This window comes from Enterobacter hormaechei subsp. xiangfangensis (assembly GCF_001729785.1).
In the GTDB taxonomy this organism is placed as follows: domain Bacteria; phylum Pseudomonadota; class Gammaproteobacteria; order Enterobacterales; family Enterobacteriaceae; genus Enterobacter; species Enterobacter hormaechei_C.
In genome coordinates this window covers 523,081-537,293 of sequence record NZ_CP017183.1, presented here as the reverse complement: position 1 = coordinate 537,293, position 14,213 = coordinate 523,081, and the positions used below count along the sequence as shown (strand labels likewise).

At 57.2% G+C, this 14,213-nt stretch carries 13 protein-coding genes and 1 tRNA gene; 4 read left to right on the top strand and 10 right to left on the bottom strand.

Translation table 11 applies throughout. The features are described 5' to 3' along the window. Window positions 1-163: 163 nt before the first annotated feature. From BFV63_RS02585 to rraB, 5 genes are all read right to left on the bottom strand, one after another. A complete protein-coding gene (locus BFV63_RS02585; RefSeq protein ID WP_069597430.1) occupies window positions 164-1,426 on the bottom strand; it encodes a tyrosine-type recombinase/integrase in 1,263 nt (420 codons plus the stop codon). Window positions 1,427-1,624: 198 nt separating this feature from the next. Further along, window positions 1,625-1,709, bottom strand: a tRNA-Leu gene (locus BFV63_RS02580). A gap of 105 nt (window positions 1,710-1,814) precedes the next feature. Beyond that, the gene (locus BFV63_RS02575; protein WP_048241467.1) at window positions 1,815-2,537 is read right to left on the bottom strand and encodes a hypothetical protein; all 723 of its coding nucleotides are present in this window, start codon (window positions 2,535-2,537) and stop codon (window positions 1,815-1,817) included. 30 nt (window positions 2,538-2,567) lie between these two features. After that, window positions 2,568-3,326: a tRNA isopentenyl-2-thiomethyl-A-37 hydroxylase MiaE gene (gene miaE, locus BFV63_RS02570; protein ID WP_023324078.1), complete on the bottom strand. Its 759-nt coding sequence runs from the start codon at window positions 3,324-3,326 to the stop codon at window positions 2,568-2,570. Between the two features lie 46 nt (window positions 3,327-3,372). Further along, window positions 3,373-3,798, bottom strand: coding sequence for a ribonuclease E inhibitor RraB (gene rraB / locus BFV63_RS02565; protein ID WP_008501374.1), 426 nt, complete (start codon window positions 3,796-3,798; stop codon window positions 3,373-3,375). A gap of 99 nt (window positions 3,799-3,897) precedes the next feature. Between rraB and argL the strand changes: the two genes are divergently transcribed. The 4 genes from argL to xynR all read left to right on the top strand — a co-directional run bounded on the left by argL (window position 3,898) and on the right by xynR (window position 6,788). Further along, window positions 3,898-3,993, top strand: a complete 96-nt coding sequence (gene argL, locus BFV63_RS23305) for a putative translational regulatory protein ArgL (RefSeq protein ID WP_213014347.1) — start codon at window positions 3,898-3,900, stop codon at window positions 3,991-3,993. Beyond that, window positions 3,963-4,970, top strand: a complete 1,008-nt coding sequence (gene argF, locus BFV63_RS02560) for an ornithine carbamoyltransferase (RefSeq protein ID WP_048241469.1) — start codon at window positions 3,963-3,965, stop codon at window positions 4,968-4,970. The genes argL and argF overlap by 31 nt, the downstream gene beginning before the upstream one ends. A gap of 449 nt (window positions 4,971-5,419) precedes the next feature. After that, window positions 5,420-5,854 (top strand): DUF3828 domain-containing protein, encoded by a 435-nt coding sequence (locus tag BFV63_RS02555; protein WP_048241470.1) that lies wholly within the window; start codon window positions 5,420-5,422, stop codon window positions 5,852-5,854. Window positions 5,855-6,029: 175 nt separating this feature from the next. After that, a complete protein-coding gene (gene xynR, locus BFV63_RS02550) occupies window positions 6,030-6,788 on the top strand; it encodes a DNA-binding transcriptional repressor XynR (protein WP_048241472.1) in 759 nt (252 codons plus the stop codon). 4 nt (window positions 6,789-6,792) lie between these two features. Here xynR and BFV63_RS02545 read toward each other — a convergent pair whose 3' ends face one another. From BFV63_RS02545 to BFV63_RS02525, 5 genes are all read right to left on the bottom strand, one after another. Beyond that, window positions 6,793-8,403, bottom strand: coding sequence for a glycoside hydrolase family 43 protein (locus tag BFV63_RS02545; RefSeq protein ID WP_048241473.1), 1,611 nt, complete (start codon window positions 8,401-8,403; stop codon window positions 6,793-6,795). Window positions 8,404-8,414: 11 nt separating this feature from the next. Further along, on the bottom strand, window positions 8,415-9,797 hold the full coding sequence (locus BFV63_RS02540) for an MFS transporter (protein WP_048241475.1): 1,383 nt from the start codon (window positions 9,795-9,797) through the stop codon (window positions 8,415-8,417). A 226-nt stretch (window positions 9,798-10,023) separates the two neighbouring features. Continuing rightward, the gene (gene yagF / locus BFV63_RS02535; protein WP_048241477.1) at window positions 10,024-11,991 is read right to left on the bottom strand and encodes a xylonate dehydratase YagF; all 1,968 of its coding nucleotides are present in this window, start codon (window positions 11,989-11,991) and stop codon (window positions 10,024-10,026) included. A 14-nt stretch (window positions 11,992-12,005) separates the two neighbouring features. Continuing rightward, window positions 12,006-12,914 carry a 2-keto-3-deoxygluconate aldolase gene (yagE, locus tag BFV63_RS02530; protein WP_048241479.1) on the bottom strand — a complete coding sequence of 303 codons (909 nt, stop codon included), beginning with the start codon at window positions 12,912-12,914 and terminating at the stop codon, window positions 12,006-12,008. A 239-nt stretch (window positions 12,915-13,153) separates the two neighbouring features. Further along, on the bottom strand, window positions 13,154-13,606 hold the full coding sequence (locus tag BFV63_RS02525) for a YhcH/YjgK/YiaL family protein (protein WP_003862921.1): 453 nt from the start codon (window positions 13,604-13,606) through the stop codon (window positions 13,154-13,156). Between the last annotated feature and the right edge of the window lie 607 nt (window positions 13,607-14,213).

Genomic DNA, 14,213 nt, shown 5'->3' with positions numbered 1-14,213 from the left:
ACTCATTCTAACCGAAGAAAATTTTATCAAGTAGTTCCAATGCGTTACCTAGGTTGTATCAAAAAAATAGAAAACTTAATCCCTATGCCTGCCACCGCAAGGGGGCAGGCTTCGCTCAGAGTACTTAATCCTCAGCGGAAATTTATCCTAAAGACAGCCGTTACTACCGCGTAGACTCTACTTTCCCAAAATCAAACGGACTCATCCCCTTCTCCCGGTTTGCATCCAGATAATCCGCCCACCACTGCAACATCAACCTCCTCTCCCCCAGATGCTCCGCCTTATGGATGTAAGCTGCCCGAACAGAGCTACGCTCCTGATGGCTCATCTGCCGCTCTACGGCATCCCTCGACCATAGACCCGACTCAATCAATGAGCTACATGCCATAGTCCTGAAACCATGCCCACAAACTTCCGTTTTTGTGTCGTAGCCCATCACTCGAAGAGACTTGTTCACCGTATTCTCACTCATCGGCTTACGGGGATCGTGATCGCCTACGAAAATCAGCTCTCGATTCCCATTCATGCTTTTGATCTTTTCCAGAATAGCTAAGGCCTGACGCGATAAGGGAACAAGATGGGGCGTCCGCATCTTCGAACCTCGCTGAGAATGTTTAACACCTTCCAGCGGCTCACGCTCTCCCGGAATCGTCCACATGGCCGTTTCAAAATCCACTTCTGACCAGCGGGCAAAGCGCAGCTCGCTTGAACGAATGAAAACCAACAACGTGAGTTCGACGGCCAGTCGGGTTAATGGCCTGCCGGAATAGTGATCGATTCGATGAAGCAATTCAGGAATACGATTAAGTTCCAAGGCAGCACGATGCTGTCTTTTTGCCGTAGCAACCGCACCGGCAATCTCTTGAGCGGGGTTGTAATCGATTAAGCCGCTCTGAACGGCAAAGCGCATAATTGCGGTAGTACGCTGCTGTAAACGGGCGGCGACTTCGAGTCGCCCGGATGATTCCACAGCTTTGATGGGTACAAGAAGATCCCGAGTCTTCAGTTCCGCAATGTTCCGCTTACCGATAGCAGTAAAGAGATTATCTTCCAGGCTTTTCAATACACGAGCACTGTGCGATGCAGACCATTTCTGATTGCTGGCGTGCCAGTCTCTGGCAACAACTTCAAACGTTATAGCCTCTTGCTCCAGCTCTACCTTCACGGCTTTCTTGTTCTCACTGGGATCTACACCATTAGCTAACAGCTTACGGGCTTCATCCCGACGAGCCCTGGCATCCGCCAGCGAAACTTCGGGGTATTTTCCCAGCGCCAGCATCTTCTCTTTACCACCAAAGCGATAACGCAACCGCCAGTATTTGGAGCCGTTAGGGTGAACCAGCAAAACCATGCCGTCGCCGTCAGTAAGTTTATAGGCTTTTGCTTCAGGCTTAGCCGAACGAACTTTCACATCACTCAGAGCCATGATGAGTATCCTTTCAAGGGTTCTGTGTGGGTACAAACATTATCGAACCGGAATATACCCGCAGTTGTACCCGCATCAGTAAGTTGATGTAGATTGAATCAGGTTGACTTAGGTTGAGTGAAAAAGCGAGGAAAGCCTTGCGGATACTGGATTTCAGGCACAAAAAAAGACGTCCATTGACGTCTATTGATGTTCCGATGGTGCCGAAGGCCGGACTCGAACCGGCACGTATTTCTACGGTTGATTTTGAATCAACTGCGTCTACCGATTTCGCCACTTCGGCACTGAAGGGGATGCGGAAACGTTGTGGATTATACCTGTCGCGCGCCGCCATGCAAGCGACGACGCGCTAAACCCGCGCTAAGTGCCCAAAAAACCAGCGCTACCGTCATTCCAGCTCAGACACCGCAAGCCGAATCACCCTCGCCGCCTTCTGCTCCGGCAGCGCCAGCACCTTGGCCCACATCTCCTGCACCATATCGCAGGAGAGCTTCTCTTTGCCCGCCGCCTTCTCCGGCATCTGCAGCAGCTGGATGTCCTCGCCGTACTTATCGGCAAGTGCCTTCATAATCGGCCGGACATCTTCGACAGCCGCCTCGCGTTCGGCCGGGGTCACGGTGTGGCGGTTTTTGCCGTAGGCCGCGCGCATCATGTCGGCGTCGGCCTGCATGCGCCGCGCCATCAGGTCTTTATCCAGCATGCGCATCGGGTTCACGCCGCCCTTCACCATCGGGTAGAGGAAGCGGAAGCAGGCGTCGTCGCTCACCTTCTGGATGGCGGCAGTCTGCTCCATGTTGATGGTCATGTAGTTCACCACGTTGGCGTCCGGGGCGTTTTGCAGGCGCGACATCTGCAGATGCAGGATCTGCGGCTGGATGGTGTCGATAATCTGCTGCTCCGGCTCGCCCGCTTTTTGCAGGGCGGCCATCTGGTCGAGGATGCGCTGATGCAGCGCGGGCTCCTGCTCCTTAATCACCTGCCAGGCGGGCATCGCGTTAAGGGCGTTATCCATCTGCCGTTCCGGGGCGCGCTGCCTGTCGAAAAACACCCAGAACGCCACGGCGGCAGCCGCAATGACGACAATCACAATACGGGTCCACGTTTTATTCATCTCGCATCCTTATCCTTGAGTTATGCCGGTTTACACCGGCACGCCGCTGTGGAAGCGAAACTCGTTGTCCGGTGTCGAGATAAGTGTGGCTTCAATTTCGCCAAAAAGCTGTATGCGCGGTGAGATATCGTCGTCGCTCACCTGCTGGGCTAGCGTCAGGTAGTCCTGATAATGGCGTGCTTCCGAGCGCAGCAGCGAGAGATAGAACTTCTGCAGGTCGTCGTCGAGGAACGGGGCCAGCGCGGCGAAGCGTTCGCAGGAGCGGGCCTCGATGTAGGCGCCGCAGATAAGCTTGTCGATCAGCGTCAGCGGTTCGTGGGTGCGCACTTCTTTCAGCATCCCTTTGGCGTAGCGGCTGGCGGTGATTTTGACGTACGGAATGTCGCGGGCCAGCATCGCCTCGCGCACCTGCCAGAAGTGGTGCAACTCCTCTTTAATCAGCAGCACCATGCTGTCGATGAGCGCCTGGCCCCACGGGTCGTCGGTTTTGGGCATCACGCTTTTGCCAATCTGCCTGTGCAGGGCGATGAAGTCCGGCTCCGGGCCGTCGCGGAAGGTGAACTGTTCGTAGGGTTTGAGCCAGTCGAGCAGCGCGTCGGCACCGCTTTCGTCGGCGACGTATTTACGCACGAGTAACAGCGCGGTCTGGGCGGCCTTGAGCTCGCACACCATGTGGTCGGTGAGCAGCAGCGGCAGGTTCGCCGGGTCGCGGGCTTTATCAATCCATGCTTGCGGGGTCGGGCACTGGAGGAAGTTGAGTACGGGGGCGAGTATCTGCGGGTAATCCATGGTTCTGCCTTGAAAAAGCGGTGGCGCGCGCCACCGCCTGAAACGCTTAGTGACGCACGCCGTCGTCGTCTTCGTCGACGTAATCTTCGTCGTCGCCTTCTTCGCCGTCTTCACCGTTCGGATCTTCGAAGTAGGTTCCCCAGCCGTCGTATTCCACGTCAAACTTCTCGGCCAGGTTCATCAGCTGTTCTACCTGCGCGTCGATCAGCTCCGCCTTCAGCGCGCCTTCGCTCAGGATGTCGCAGCAGATGACGGTGTCGCCCTCTTCCACTTCCAGCTCTTCCGGCTCGGTCACTTCGTAACCCAGCTTGAAGGCTTCCACGGCCATTTTTTCCAGCGCGTCGAAATCATCCGCAGAGAAATGGTGCTCGATGGTGTACAGCGCGTCCGGATCGCTACCGTCTTCCAGCAGCTCTTCAATAATCAGACGCGTCTCTTCGCGTTGCTCTTCCAGTAATTCCGGGTTTGCCATGGCTCAATCCTCTTTAAAGTGCGGCAGATACTTCTATTTTCACACACGGACGGGTTTGCCTCCACCTTTGTTGGAAAGATTTGTGAAACGGGGTTGCAAATGAATAATTACACATATAAAGTGAATTTTAATTCAATAAGTGGCGTTCGCCATGTGAGGATAAAATGTCTGATCTGTACAAGAAACACTTTCTGAAATTGCTCGACTTTACCCCTGCACAGTTCACTTCACTGCTGACCCTTGCCGCACAGCTCAAAGCCGATAAAAAAAATGGCAAGGAAGTACAAAAGCTTACCGGTAAAAACATCGCGCTCATCTTCGAAAAAGACTCAACCCGTACACGATGCTCTTTCGAAGTTGCCGCATTTGACCAGGGCGCGCGCGTCACGTATTTAGGGCCGAGCGGCAGCCAGATTGGACATAAAGAGTCAATTAAGGACACCGCGCGCGTGCTGGGGCGGATGTATGACGGCATTCAGTATCGCGGCCACGGCCAGGAAGTGGTCGAAACGCTGGCGCAGTATGCGGGCGTGCCGGTGTGGAACGGGCTGACCAACGAGTTCCACCCGACGCAGCTGCTGGCGGACCTGCTGACCATGCAGGAGCACCTGCCGGGCAAGGCGTTTAACGAGATGACGCTGGTCTACGCGGGCGACGCGCGCAACAACATGGGCAACTCGATGCTGGAAGCGGCGGCGCTGACCGGACTGGATCTGCGTCTGGTGGCGCCGAAGGCCTGCTGGCCGGAAGAGAGCCTGGTGGCGGAGTGCAGCGCGCTGGCGGAAAAGCACGGCGGGAAAATCACCCTGACGGAAGACGTGGCGGCGGGCGTGAAGGGCGCGGACTTTATCTATACCGACGTCTGGGTGTCGATGGGCGAAGCCAAAGAGAAGTGGGCGGAGCGTATTGCGCTGCTGCGCGGGTATCAGGTGAACGCGCAGATGATGGCGCTCACCGGCAACCCGAACGTGAAGTTCCTGCACTGTCTGCCGGCGTTCCATGACGACCAGACCACGCTTGGGAAGCAGATGGCGAAGGAGTTCGATCTGCACGGCGGGATGGAGGTGACGGACGAGGTGTTCGAGTCGGCGGCAAGCATCGTGTTCGACCAGGCGGAAAACCGGATGCATACGATTAAGGCGGTGATGGTGGCGACGCTTGGGAGTGATTGACTCCTCTGCGGTCTGGTGCCCTCACCCCGGCCCTCTCCCACGGGGAGAGGGAGAAAACACTAAAAACGACAACAGCGTTATCGTCGGGCAGAAAAATTCATTTTACTGACACTTTCTCAGATAGGCATTAACCATAATAGATATTTATATTTTTATTGACCATTATTTACTGAGTAGATAATGGTTAATATCAGATCATTATCAATTACAAAACACCGTATATTAGCGGCGTAATATTTCCTTATTGCTGCATTTCGTTAATAAGGATTATTCATGTCATGGAATAAGCATGAAGCTGTGTCATACGCCCGTAGCCACGCACTAACCCATACTGGACACGATTGCGCTCGAGCAATCGCCGCCACCATTCGAGCCGGAGGGCTTAAAATCGAAGGGGCAAACCTATCGCCAACTCCAGCCAGCAATAACCTTATACAGGCATTATTAAAATGAATAAACTCATTTTTCTTGTGTTATTCAGCACAGCCGCATTGGGGGCCGAAGATTTTCAGATACCGATGCAGCGCGCCCTTGAATTCAATCGCTGGTACGTCAAACAAGTGAACAACGATCGTTATCCCATCCAACAGGGAAATGAAATCGATGAGTTCGTTACGGCCAGTACCATGAAAAAATTACGTCATGCAGACGATCCCCGTTATGCCGACGCTGAATTTTACGAGGCTGATTTTTTTATGAAATCGCAATATATCGGCGAGGACTGGGCTGAGAATGTGGCTATTGATTCGTATGATTCAGACCCGGTCTGTGTAAACGTGAATATCACGTTTGGCAAAAAGACCCAGCACACAGTCATTGATTGCATGGTTAAAGAAGATGGGGTCTGGAAAATCCAGTCTGTCGCCGCTCGGGATAATAATTGATGTCCCCCGCTAACAATAATGTAGCCGCCTTTGTTGCCGGATGGCGCTGCGGCCTGATGCCCTCACCCCGGCCCTCTCCCACGGGGAGAGGGAGAACACCGGCTCCATTTCATTGATTTTTCACCCCGAAAAAGGTACGTTTTCGCCTTCATTCCAGCGTGGACATGCCAGCATTATGCCGATTATTCAGTCTGTTGAACGTGCGTTGCAGATCCTCGACCTGTTCAACGAGCAGGCCACCGAGCTTAAGATCACCGACATCAGCAAACTGATGGGGCTGAGCAAGAGTACCCTCCACTCGCTGCTGAAAACACTCCAGCTTCACGGCTATATCGATCAGAACCCGGAGAACGGCAAATATCGCCTCGGCATGAAGCTGGTCGAGCGCGGGCATTTTGTCGTGGGCTCCATCGATATTCGCCAGAAGGCGAAAGGCTGGCTGACGGAGCTGTCCCGGCGGACCGGGCAGACTACCCATCTGGGGATCCTGGACGGGCGTGAAGGGGTTTATATCGAGAAGATTGAAGGCAAGCTGGCCGCCATCGCCTATTCGCGCATTGGCCGCCGCCTGCCGGTTCACGCCACCGCCATCGGCAAGGTGTTGATTGCCTGGCTGGGCGAGGCCGAGCTGAACGCCCTGCTGGAGGGCTATCAGTACACCACCTATACCCCTTCCACCCTCGCCTCTCGTGAAGCCTTAATAAGCGCCCTGGCGCAGACCCGCGAGCAAGGTTACGCCCTGGATAGCGAAGAGAACGAGCAGGGCGTGCGCTGCGTGGCGGTGCCGGTGTGGAACCACGAATCCCGCGTGATTGCCGCCCTGAGCCTGTCGACGCTGACCTCCCGCGTGGACGACGCAGAGCTGGCTGATTTCCGCGAGCAGCTTCAGCAGGCCGGGCTCCAGCTCTCACGCGCGCTGGGCTACCCGGCCTGAGCCGTTAAACCGGCTCGTAGGTGAAGTAGTCGAAGTCCGCGTGGCAGCCGTCTCCGCTGATGTCCTCGCAGTGCAGCCCCACAAACGCGCCGGTGAAGAAGCCGCGCCCGCCAATGTAGTCGTCCGATAGCTTCCACGCCTCATACGTGACCGGCACGGCGTGCCACGTCTCGCCGTCGAACGAGTAGCTGTAGCGGTAGACCAGCTTATCCACGTCCACGCGCAGCCAGACGCTCTCCGCACTCTCCGGCACCGGAATCGGCTGCTCGTGCAGCGGCCATGACGGCACGTTGTGGTCGAGCTGGATCACCTTGATGGTTCTGCCCTGCCCCTCCTCGTAGTCCACAAAGCAGTAGCTCCAGTTTTTGCTGTTGTAGTAGCAGGTCAGCCCCGCGCTCTGCTGGAAGTGGACCGGCGAGAACTGCATCCGCGTTTCTGAGCGGAAGGCGAAGTGCTGCCAGCGGCGCGCCACGGTCGACTGGGTAAAGGTGGAGTTGAGCGAGTCGTTGCCGTAGAGCCGTAAGTAGCCCGGCCGCGCAGTGAGCGAGCCGAGGGTGTCGTCGAATGGGATGCGCAGGGTCTGCAGCTCCGGGTCGAGCGAACTGGCGTCGAAATCGTCCCGCCAGCTGCCCTGAACGGCTGCGGGCTGCTCCGCCACCTGCGGGCCTTTCACGGTCAGTTGCGCGTGCTTGCCGCCTTCCACGTACGGCCAGCCGTCGCGCCATTCAATGCGGGCGATACCGGTCTCGCGGCCCAGCGGACAGTAGCCGCGCCCGCTGGTGGCCAGCAGCGGCACGCCGGGCAGGCGGAGCGGGCGGCTGGTGAGGTAGGCCATATACCATTCCCCGGTGTGGGTCTGCAGCAGCGAGCCGTGGCCGCTCTTTTGCAGCGGGTTCTCCGGCAGGTGCCAGCTGGTCATCATCGTTACGTCCGGGTGCAGCTCGTACGGCCCGTCGATATTTTTGGAACGCAGTACCACGACGGCGTGCTCGTAGCTGGTGCCCCCTTCGGCCACCATCAGGTAGTACCATCCCGCGTGCCGATAAAGGTGCGCCCCTTCGGTGTAGCAGAGCGGCGTGCCGGTAAACAGGGTTTTGCGCTCGGGCGAGAGCGTCCCGGTCTGCGGATCAAACTCCTGCATCACGATGGTGTTGTGCGGGTTGCTGTGGTGGCGCGGCCCCCACGGGCGGTAGAGGTAATATTTGCGGCCATTGTCGTCGTGGAACAGGGACGGGTCAAACCCGCCGTTGCCCATCGGGATCGGCTCGCTCCACGGTCCCTCAATGGAGGGCGCAGTGACAAGGAAGTTACGGCCGTTTTTCCACGGCGAGTCGACAATCTTCACGTCGGTGTAGAGCAGCCAGAATTTGCCGTCGGCGTAGCTCAGGCACGGCGCCCAGATGCCGCCGGAGTCCGGGTTGCCCTTCATGTCCAGCATCGACACGCGGTCCAGCGGGGTGCTGACCAGCGACCAGTTTTTCAGGTCGCGGGAGTGGTAGATGCGCACGCCGGGGAACCACTCGAAGGTCGAGGTGGCGATGTAGTAGTCCTCGCCCTGACGGCACAGGGACGGGTCCGGGTTGAAGCCGGTCAGAATAGGGTTAGTGATTTCCATAGTGCCTCCGGTTAATGGGATGCGGCTGTCGCAGCGTCGGGAACGGCCTCGCCCTGCGCCGCGCGGTGCTTGATCAGCTGCTGGCTGATGGCCTCCACGCGGGCATCGGTGAGCTTATAGAACGACAGCATGATGAACATGCCCGCGTAGAGCACCACCGGCACCACGCAGAACAGAATTTTGATGGTGGTCAGCACCTCTACCGGCTGCACGCTGCTGCTGGCGGAGTAGTTCACCCAGGCCAGGATCCAGCCCACCACCGCCCCGCCAATCGCCAGGCCAATCTTCAGGCTGAACAGGTAGGTAGAGAACACCAGCCCGTCGAGGCGACGTCCGCTGCGGCTTTCTTCGTAATCCACCACGTCAGAGGCCATCAGCCACTGTAGCGGCGTGGTGGTGTTAAAGACGAACAGGAAGAGGATGTTGAGGGCGAAAATCAGGGCAATATGCTCCGCCGGCGTGAAGAAGATCAGCAGGCTAATCAGAGAGTAAGCGACGATGATCCACTTAAAGGCGGTGACGCGGTCGAAGCGGCCCAGCAGACGAGACGAGCAGAGCGAGCCGAACATGGTGGCGAGGCTGCCGTAGAGTAAAAACTGCGTCGCCATCTCCGGGTGATCCATCACGTATTTCACGAAGTAGAGCGTCGCCCCGCCGCGCACCACGTTGGAGCAGGTCGCCATCATCTTGAACGCGCACATGATCCGCCATTGTCCGTTGCCCAGCAGCAGCTTAAGGTCTTTCGCCACTGACGAGCCCGGCTGAACCTCAAAGGTGTAACGCTCTTTGGTGGTAAAGAAGCAGACGTAGAGCAGCACCACGCCGGTCAGTCCCAGCACGCACATGGCGCCGAAATAGCCCACCTGCTCATTCCCCTTGCCGATGATGCTCACCAGCGGCAGGGCAATGCCGCTGATGGCGAGCGACCCCGCGGCGGCGAGGAAGAAACGCCAGGACTGAAGGGCGTGGCGCTCTTTCGGGTCGGCGGTGATCACCCCCGGCATGGCGCAGTACGGGACGTTAACGAAGGTGTAAACCAGGGTCAGGAGAATGTAGGTCGCGCAGGCGTAGATGATTTTGCCCTGCGCGGAGAAGTCCGGCGTGTAGAAGGTCAGCATGCATACGATGCCAAACGGGATGGCGCCCCACAGCAGGAACGGGCGGAACTGGCCGTGCCGCGTGCGGGTGCGGTCTACCAGCAGCCCCATCAGCGGGTCGGTCACGGCGTCGAGCACGCGGGAGACTAAAAACAGCGTCCCCATTATGCCCGCGGAGAGACCGAACACGTCGGTGTAGAAATAGGCCAGCAGGAACATCGTGGCCTGCCAGACGAAGCCGCAGGCGGTGTCACCCAGCCCGTAGCCAATTTTGTCTTTCATGGTTAATTGCGTCATCAGAATTACACCCTTATGTAGTGTGCTGAATTACAACATCGTGTTAATGGAGTGTAATGAGCTGTTCAATTAACCAGCAATGGTCATATCTTATTTCCGGATTACGTTATTTTGCTTTTGTGACGCCAACGATATATCACAACTTATTGTTTAAATTAGCAAATTACAGACATGCGAAAACCGTCCGCGGAATATTTCCCGCAGACGGTTTTATCTTAGAAAATAATTAAATGCCGAGCGCTTTTTTACCGGCGTTAATTACCTCGATAATTTTATCGGTGTCATAAATACAGCCTTTCCAGGTGCCGCCGCTCACGGACTGCAATGCCGCCCACAGCCGGGTATCGTCCGGCAAAAAGTCGTGGGCGTGCAGGTCCGGGTGCGTCTGCCGCATTGCCAGCTCGCGTGCCCCCTCCTCCGGCGTCAGCGGGTTGTCCGCGGTGCCGATAAAGTTCACGCTGCCCGTTAATGTCAGTCGGTCGACGGCTATCTCGATGATGTCGTTATCGCGCAGCTTGCCAATCGGCCCGCCCGCTAGCGCCTCCGGCGACACGTGGCCGAAGCAGGCGCCCGTCGACACGCCCGAGAAGCGCGCATCGGTGATGAGCGACACCGTCTTGCCCCACGAGATGTGCTTCAGCGCGGAGGTGAGCTGGTAGGTCTCTTCCATGCCGGTGCCGGACGGTCCACCGCCGATCACCACCATGATATCGCCCTGCTTAATCTCTTCCCGCTTGATGGCCTTAATCGCCTGCGCCTCCGAGACAAACACCCGCACCCGGCCGGTGTGGCGGTAAACGCCATCTTCACCCACCACCGACGGGTCGATCGCCGTGGCCTTGATCACCGATCCTTCCGGCGCGATGTTGCCCGTCGGGAAGCAAACCGTTGAGGTCAGCCCTTTCGCTTTTGCCTTCTCCGGCGGCAGGATCACGTCATCCGGATCCACGCCGTCCTGCTCGCGCAGGCACTGGCGGAAGCGCTCACGGCGCTCGGAGGCCTGCCACCAGTCGAGGTTTTCGCCCACCGTCTGGCCGGTCACGGTCATGGCGTCCAGATGCAGAAGGCCAAGATCGCGCAGGTGAAGCATCACCTCCGGCACGCCGCCTGCCAGGAACGCGCGCACGGTCGGGTGATAGTCCGGGCCGTTGGGCAGCACGCTGACCAGGCGCGGCACCTTACGGTTGACGCGCGTCCAGTGCTCTACGTCTGGGATCGTGCAGCCCGCCGCGTGGGCGATGGCCGGGATGTGCAGCAGTAAATTGGTGGAGCCGCCGAACGCCGCGTGGATCACCATGGCGTTTTCGATGGCTTTATCGGTGAGGATGTCGCGCGTGGTGATGCCCCGGTTATCCAGCTCGCTCACCGCACGCGCCGACTGGCGGGCAATTTCCAGCCACACCGCCTGCCCGGACGGGGCCAGCGCGGAGTGCGGCAGCGCCAGACCCAGCGCTTCCGCCACCACCTGCGAGGTGCCCGCCGTGCCGAGGAACTGACACCCGCCGCCCGGCGAGGCGCAGGCGCGACAGCCCAGCTCGGCGGCCTCCTGCAGGGAGAGTTCGTGGTTGGCAAAGCGCGCGCCGATGGTCTGCACTTTGCCCGCATCTTCCCCCACGGTCGGCGGCAGCGTCGCCCCGCCCGGCACCAGAATGGTCGGCAGGTCGTGCATCGAGGCCAGGGCAATCATGGTGGCGGGCAGCCCTTTATCGCAGGTTGCCACGCCAATCACCGCCCGGCGCGTCGGGAGGGAACGGATCAGGCGGCGAAACACGATCGCCGCGTCGTTGCGGTACGGCAGGGAGTCGAACATGCCGTGCGTGCCCTGAGAGCGCCCGTCGCACGGATCGCTGACGAAGGCCGCAAACGGGATCCCGCCGTTGCGGGTGATCTCCTTCGCCGCCGCCTGCATCTGCATGCCGATCTCCCAGTGGCCGGTGTGGTAGCCCAGCGCAACCGGGCGTCCATCCCCGGCGCGGATGCCGCCCTGGGTGCCGATGATCAGCACCTCTTTGCCGGTCAGCTTGTTGGCATCCCAGCCCATCCCGGCGTTCTGCGTCATGCCGAACAGGTTGCCGCTGGGGGATTCCATCAGCATCTGCGGGGTCAGCGGCAGCGCGCCCTGCGGCCCCGCCGCGTGGGTGATGACGGCATAAAACGCCTCGTCCTGCGGGGTGAAAATCTTCTCGATGGTCATGGTTATCGTCCGGCTCAGCAGAGCTTGAGCTGTTGTAACAGGGTTTTCAGCTGCGCCTTGCGCGGCTCGTCCAGCGGCGAGGCTGGCGGCAGGACGTGCGTAGAAATCGGACGACCGCAGAGCACAATCGCCTCTTTAATCACGTTCACAAACGGCGTATCCAGCTGATACATCTGCGGAATTTGCAGCAGGGTCTGATGATACTCAGCCGCTTTCGCCACGTCTTTATCCCGCCAGGCTTTCAGAAGATTCACCGACACCTGCGGGGCAAAGTTGCCGCTGGCCGAGATCGCCCCGTCGCCGCCGAGCAGCAGGGTATTAAAGAGATGATCGTCGTAGCCGCACAGCACGGTGAAGTGCGGATGGGCGGCTTTGACGGTGTGGATCATGCTGCGCAGGTGGGCAACGGAGTCGATGGTGTCTTTGATGCCGACGATGTTGCTGCGCGAATCGGCCAGGGTTTTCACCAGCGCCGGGGTCAGATCCTGCCCGGTCAGCGCCGGGAAGTTATAGAGCATTACCGGCAGCGTAACGCTGTCCGCCACCTGTTCGAAATAGCGGATCAGGTTCGCTTCCGACACTTTCCAGTAGTAAGGGTTGATCACCACGATGCCGTCCGCCCCTGCCTGCTGCGCGTGCTGGCTCAGCGCAATGGTTTCCCGGGCGTTGGTGCCGCCGGTGCCGATCAGGACCGGTACGCGACGATCGACATGATCGATCGCAAATTGGGCAATGGTTTTACGCTCTTCGGCGCCGAGCTGGGAGAACTCGCCGCCGCTGCCCAGGAAAAACAGGCCGTCGACGCCTGCTTTGATGAGATCGTCGATCAGCGCGGCGGTGCCCTGCTTATCGAACTGGCCATCGGCGGTAAAAATGGTGGAGACAGGGGGAATGATTCCCGTAAACAACGCGGACTGCGGCATGAGATCTCCTTATTGAATCATTTTGTTCTACATTGTAGAACAGTGTTCGTTAAATTAACGATCATACTATGACGCAGGAAAAGCGCAGGTAAATGAGAGATGGAGAGGGAGTGCGGGAAATTTAAGCTGGATCACATTATGCGTGGGTGCGGTCTGGTGCCCTCACCCCGGCCCTCTCCCACGGGGAGAGGGTGTAAAAGTTCCCTCTCCCCGTGGGAGAGGGTTAGGGTGAGGGAAAATTACTCCACCAGCATTTTAACAACCACTTTCCTGACCTTAGCAGGCGCTCCCGCCGCGCACAGCGGCTTATGCACTTCGCCCGGCCAGAACACCACAAAATCCCCTTCGCTCAGCACCACGGTTTTCTCCTGCTCGCCTTCCGGCAGGAACGCGATGTCTTTGTCCGCCAGCCAGTCGGTGTCCGGCGTACCGTGCGGCAGGGTACTGAAGGTCATCCCTTCCTGACCCTTCAGCACAATCTGAATATCCAGATAGCGTGCATGGTATTCAGCACGACGCTCGGCGAACGGCTGGGTCATGTCCTCCGAAACCAGATAAAACAGGCTGTTGCCGTTGATGTCGTGCTTGCCGGTCGGCGTCGCGTCGGTGACGTGGGCCTTAACGTGCTCAATGGCCTGACGCAGCTCTTCTGGCAGCCAGGACTGGAGATGATGAATATTGCCAATAATCATGATACAACCCTCAGATTAAAACATTGTTTCATTTTCATGTTTTATACGAGAAATGCTTCTTCCATACCAGCCCTTTTTTGACAAGATTTGCGTCAGCGCATGTTTATCGGGAAATGTGTTAATCCACTGTTAATTGCACACAGGCATTTATGCAGTGGTTATGCATAACCTCATTTCATGCACTTTGCACATAGGGTCTAACTCACTGAATTTAAAACGTAACTCACAAAACCTGTTGGCATATCACACTTTATCACTTTGGTTATTTCCTTTAAAAATCCATAATTATTTATTGATTTATCTTAAGTGAAAAATAGTTAACTGTCATTATTGCATAGCTATTCCCGAATCAACATTTTATCCATTAAAATCAACCATATAACTAAATATTTCAAAACGTGTAATTCTACAAAATAATAACAAACTCAAATATTGCCACCCGTTCCTGCTTAGCTATTCATCCCGTAATAATATGAAATTAATCATTATCTGATACGAATCATGCAATTGAAAACAAACTCATCAATATCGGTTTTCGCGTGAGCAATGTCACAATAACCATTATTTAAGCGCCTACTATAACTCACGAAATCTATTGAGCTTAGCC

Bases quoted from the DNA above. Each gene is read 5' to 3' on its own strand.
- BFV63_RS02585 (WP_069597430.1), bottom strand. From the start codon at position 1,426: ATGGCTCTGAGTGATGTGAAAGTTCGTTCGGCTAAGCCTGAAGCAAAA.
- BFV63_RS02575 (WP_048241467.1), bottom strand. From the start codon at position 2,537: ATGAATAAAACGTGGACCCGTATTGTGATTGTCGTCATTGCGGCTGCC.
- miaE (WP_023324078.1), bottom strand. From the start codon at position 3,326: ATGGATTACCCGCAGATACTCGCCCCCGTACTCAACTTCCTCCAGTGC.
- rraB (WP_008501374.1), bottom strand. From the start codon at position 3,798: ATGGCAAACCCGGAATTACTGGAAGAGCAACGCGAAGAGACGCGTCTG.
- argL (WP_213014347.1), top strand. From the start codon at position 3,898: ATGAATAATTACACATATAAAGTGAATTTTAATTCAATAAGTGGCGTT.
- argF (WP_048241469.1), top strand. From the start codon at position 3,963: ATGTCTGATCTGTACAAGAAACACTTTCTGAAATTGCTCGACTTTACC.
- BFV63_RS02555 (WP_048241470.1), top strand. From the start codon at position 5,420: ATGAATAAACTCATTTTTCTTGTGTTATTCAGCACAGCCGCATTGGGG.
- xynR (WP_048241472.1), top strand. From the start codon at position 6,030: ATGCCGATTATTCAGTCTGTTGAACGTGCGTTGCAGATCCTCGACCTG.
- BFV63_RS02545 (WP_048241473.1), bottom strand. From the start codon at position 8,403: ATGGAAATCACTAACCCTATTCTGACCGGCTTCAACCCGGACCCGTCC.
- BFV63_RS02540 (WP_048241475.1), bottom strand. From the start codon at position 9,797: ATGACGCAATTAACCATGAAAGACAAAATTGGCTACGGGCTGGGTGAC.
- yagF (WP_048241477.1), bottom strand. From the start codon at position 11,991: ATGACCATCGAGAAGATTTTCACCCCGCAGGACGAGGCGTTTTATGCC.
- yagE (WP_048241479.1), bottom strand. From the start codon at position 12,914: ATGCCGCAGTCCGCGTTGTTTACGGGAATCATTCCCCCTGTCTCCACC.
- BFV63_RS02525 (WP_003862921.1), bottom strand. From the start codon at position 13,606: ATGATTATTGGCAATATTCATCATCTCCAGTCCTGGCTGCCAGAAGAG.